We start from the raw sequence: 4,223 nt of genomic DNA, 5'->3' as shown, positions 1-4,223 counted from the left end.
TGCCGCCACAACGAGCTCCCCTTCCCCATCAACCGCAGCCGGGAGGCCGACGAGTCCGCCCGCCTGAAGTACCGCTACCTGGACCTGCGGAACCCGGCGGTGAAGAACAACATCGTCCTGCGCTGCAATGTGGTGGCCGCCCTGCGGGCCTCCATGATCGAGCACGGCTTCCTGGAGATCACCACCCCCATCCTCACCGCCTCCTCCCCGGAGGGCGCCCGTGACTACCTGGTGCCCAGCCGGAAGCACCCCGGCAAGTTCTACGCCCTGCCCCAGGCCCCCCAGCAGTTCAAGCAGCTGCTGATGGCCTCCGGCTTCGACCGCTACTTCCAGATCGCCCCCTGCTTCCGGGACGAGGACGCCCGGGGCGACCGCTCCCCCGGCGAGTTCTACCAGTTGGACATGGAGATGGCCTTCGCCGACCAGGAGGACGTGTTCGCCGTGCTGGAGGACGTGCTCCCTCCCATCTTCGCCAAGTACGGCACCTATAACGTGGCCTCCACCGCCCCCTTTGCCCGCATCCCCTACCTGGAGGCCATGGACAAGTACGGCTCCGACAAGCCCGACCTTCGCATCGACCTCACCGTGCAGGACGCCACCGAGGTGCTGGGCTCCTGTGGCTTTGGCCCCTTCGAGGGCAACACCGTGAAGGCCGTCCCCGTTACCGGCTTTAACGCCACCCGCAAGCAGATCGACAAGCTTTGCGCCGATGTGGAGGTCCAGGCCGGTGAGAAGGTCTACTGGTTCCGCTACGACGAGAACGGCGAGATCGTGGGCGGCATCGCCAAGTTCGTCCAGCCCATCAAGGACCAGGTGGTCTCCGCCCTGGGTCTGGAGAAGGGCTCCTTCGTGGGCCTCACCGCCGGGAAAAAGCTGACCGCCCAGAAGACCGCCGGCGTCCTCATCAAGATGCTCCCCGCCCTGGCCCCCCAGCACATGGACAAGGAGCGCTACGAGTTCTGCTGGATCGTGGACTTCCCCATGTACGAGATCGGCGAGGAGTCCGGCGAGCTGGAGTTCTGCCACAACCCCTTCTCCATGCCCAACGGTGGTCTGGAGATCCTCAAGAAGGCGGCCGCCGGCGAGGTGGACCCCCTCACCATTACCGCCTACCAGTATGACCTGGTGTGCAACGGCGTGGAGCTCTCCTCCGGCGCCGTCCGGAACCACGACCCCGAGATCATGATCGAGGCCTTCCAGCTGGTGCGGCTGGGCGAGGAGGACGTAAAGGCCAAGTTCCCCGCCATGTACAACGCCTTCACCTACGGAGCTCCCCCGCACGCCGGCATCGCCCCGGGCGTGGACCGCATGGTCATGCTGCTGGCCGGCGAGGACTCCATCCGGGAGATCATCCCCTTCCCCATGAACAAGAACGCCCAGGACCTGATGATGGGTGCCCCCTCCTTCGTAGAGCCCAAGCAGCTGGAGGAGCTGAACATCATCTGCACCAAGAAAGAGGAGGACAGTGCGGAATAACACACTGATCAGACTGGGCGCGGGGCTGGTGCTCCTGAGCATGCTCGCCGGCTGCGGCGGCACTGCGGGCACCGCCCCCTCCGCCCCGGCGGCGGAAGTCACCCCGGAGATCCAGGCCGAGCTGGACGCCCAGCTGGGCCGGCTCACCGGCTACATTACGGAAGAGGAGCGCCAGGCCGCCCTGGACCTGTGGCTCCAGATCCGCCCCCTGCGGGAGGCCCGGCTGGCCGCCGGGCAGTGGGCCTGGCGGCCCCGGGAGGCCTCCCTGCTCACCGAGCTCTCCGGCCTCTACGACCAGTACACCATCCGGTATCTGGAGGGGGATGAGGCCGGGTTCGGCTACACCAATCCGAAGGAGAAAACCCTCATCTCCTATACCATCGGCGACGACGGCACCCTCACCGCCGACCCATCCACGGCGGGCCAGCTCACGGGCTGGACGGAGGAGGATCTGATGGTCCTGTGGAAGGACATGTCCGACCTGCTGCCGGAGGGGGCCTTTGCCGATTTCAAGCGGCTCACCTTCTTCACCGACGGCCCCGGTGAGACCACGGCCTGGGTCCAGGCCATGGATGACCCCGGCGACACCTGGGAGATCGCGGTGGACCCCGCCGACTCCGGCGACAAGCGCTACTTCGTGGAGACCATCCTCCACGAGTACTGCCACTACCTCACCCTCAACAGCGGCCAGGTGACCTACACCACCGACCAGACCACCGACACCTACAACGAAGAGGGCATGGTGGCCCACAAGGGCTCCTACATCGACGACTTCTACCAGGCCTACTGGCCGGGCTACATCGATGATTGCCTCTCCTGCGGCGACACCTACAACTTCTTCCTGCGCCACTACGACGACTTCGTCACCGCCTACGCCTCCACCAACCCCGCCGAGGACATTGCCGAGGCCTTTGCCTACTTTGTCCTCTGGCCGGAGAGCGGGCAGCCCGATGACGCCGTGTGGCGGCAGAAGATCGACTTCTTCTACGCCTACCCGGAGCTGGTGAGCTTCCGGGACCAGGTCCGGGCCGACCTGGGGCTGAACCCCGACCAGGCCTATGAGGACCTCTTCCCCGCTACCGACAACAGCGCCGCCGCCGCATAAACGGAAAACAGGAGCGCCCCTTCGGGGGCGCTCCTGTTTTTCTGTCCGGGGGGCGGCGCACTCAGGTGGAGGCGCCGGTCTTGCGCTTGTCTTTCAGCACGTCGTTGGCGCCCAAGCGCTTGACGGCGCCCGACTTCTCATAGCCCATCTCCCGCACATGCCGCCACTCGGAGTCGGTAATCATCCGGCGGCGGCGGCTGGCCGCGCCCTTGAAGTCGGGGGCGTTGGGGTCGGCCCGGGTGAAGAGGATCTGCTTTTTCCGGCTGGCGAAGAAGTCCAGGCCCATGAGGCTGGTGAGCCGCCAGAACCGGCCCTGGACCACGCTCATCCACCGCATGAAGTTCTCCAGGATGCGCTGGCCCCACTGCTTGCCCGCCTCCAGGGAGACCTCCCTGCCGGCGGCCTGGGCCTGGGCGGCGGCGGCCATGCTGGCCTCCTTCACGTCGGACTCGGCCTCCGACTTCTTGCCCAGGTCGGGGGCGTTGGCCATGGCCGCGGTGGCCTGCCGCAGGGCCGGGGTCCAGAAGACGTACTGGGCCCCCAGCTCCCGCTCCTGCTTGGCCTTGTGGGCCTCCTGCTTCCAGGTGATGGCCTTGCCGGTCTCCGGGTCCACCTGACCGCTGTTGATGTCGTGGGAGAGCTGGTCGGAATCCATGCTCTTCTGCTCGTAGGCGGCGGCGTCCTTGCGCTCGTCGGTGTCCTCGTCCAGCCGCTGGTCCACCAGGAACTGGTTGGTGTCCATCTCCCCCATCATCAGCGCGTCCATGCGGGAGGACTCGGAGAGCCATTCCCGCCACGCCGCGGCCTCCTGGTGGGCGGGGGTGTCCGCCCCGCCCTCCGCCTTGGCCACCTTCTTCTGCAGCTCCTTGCGGTAGATGCCCAGGTTCTCGAAGATGTCCGGCACCAGGCCGATGGTCCGGTGAACTCATCCACGGTGGTGTGGCGCTGGTCGGGGTCCTCGCCGGCCTCCTGCATGAGCTTTCGGGTCTGCTCGATGTGCTGGGTCCGGGAGCCCGCCCGGCTCCCGCTGGTGCCGTAGTGCACCACATTGGTGGGGTCGATGTCCACGTCCTGCGCCGGCCCTGAGTTGGCGGCCACCCGCTGATCTGAGTCGGCCAGGGCCTTCATCTGCTCGGCAAACTGCCGCCGGGCCTCCTCCGACATGACAGGGCCCGAGGTGGAAAAGTTTATCTCTTCGTCGTCCTCAGAGGAGCGAGACCGCTTCCAGAACTTCAGCCGGTCCCACTTGGAGCGCTTTTTCTCCGGCGGGGCGGCGGCGGCCGAAGCAGCAGCAGGCTGAGCCGGAGCGACGGCGGGCTGGGCCGGCGCGGGCTTTTTCTCCTCCGGGGGCAGCGGGCCCACCGGCGCCATGACGGGGGGCCGCTCCATGGGGCCGATCATCTCCTCCGGGGGCAGCGGCTGGGGGGCCACCGGGTCCATCCTGGGCGGCAGCCCCATGGGGCCCACCAGGTCCGGCCGGGGCGGCAGCTGGGGACCCACCGCGTCCATTTTGGGCGCCGGCCCCAGGGGACCCACCAGGTCGATCTCAGGCAGACGGACGGGACCCACCGGGTCCATCCTGGGCGCCGGTCCCAGCACGTCGGTCTGCGCCTCCTGCTCCAGGGAATCGAACTTCTGTCCA

At 67.3% G+C, this 4,223-nt stretch carries 3 protein-coding genes and 1 pseudogene; 2 read left to right on the top strand and 2 right to left on the bottom strand.

Annotation, left to right across the window (positions count from 1 at the left end):
- Positions 1-1,476: aspartate--tRNA ligase (gene aspS / locus Q0K15_RS10735; protein ID WP_294515839.1), on the top strand; the 1,476-nt coding region annotated here is incomplete at its 5' end.
- Complete coding sequence (locus Q0K15_RS10730) at positions 1,466-2,581, top strand: hypothetical protein (protein ID WP_294515838.1); 1,116 nt, start codon at positions 1,466-1,468, stop codon at positions 2,579-2,581. The genes aspS and Q0K15_RS10730, both read left to right, overlap by 11 nt.
- A 61-nt stretch (positions 2,582-2,642) precedes the next feature.
- Here Q0K15_RS10730 and Q0K15_RS10725 read toward each other — a convergent pair whose 3' ends face one another.
- Together Q0K15_RS10725 and Q0K15_RS10720 are read right to left on the bottom strand one after the other, a co-directional pair.
- A complete protein-coding gene (locus tag Q0K15_RS10725) occupies positions 2,643-3,431 on the bottom strand; it encodes a hypothetical protein (RefSeq protein WP_294515837.1) in 789 nt (262 codons plus the stop codon).
- A pseudogene (locus Q0K15_RS10720) lies at positions 3,335-4,223 on the bottom strand (hypothetical protein); the annotation flags it as partial. The gene Q0K15_RS10725 and the pseudogene Q0K15_RS10720, both read right to left, overlap by 97 nt.

Origin of the sequence: uncultured Intestinimonas sp. (assembly GCF_944387245.1) — a bacterium.
Classification (GTDB): Bacteria; Bacillota; Clostridia; order Oscillospirales; family Oscillospiraceae; genus Intestinimonas.
This window is presented reverse-complemented; position numbering and strand designations above follow the sequence as displayed.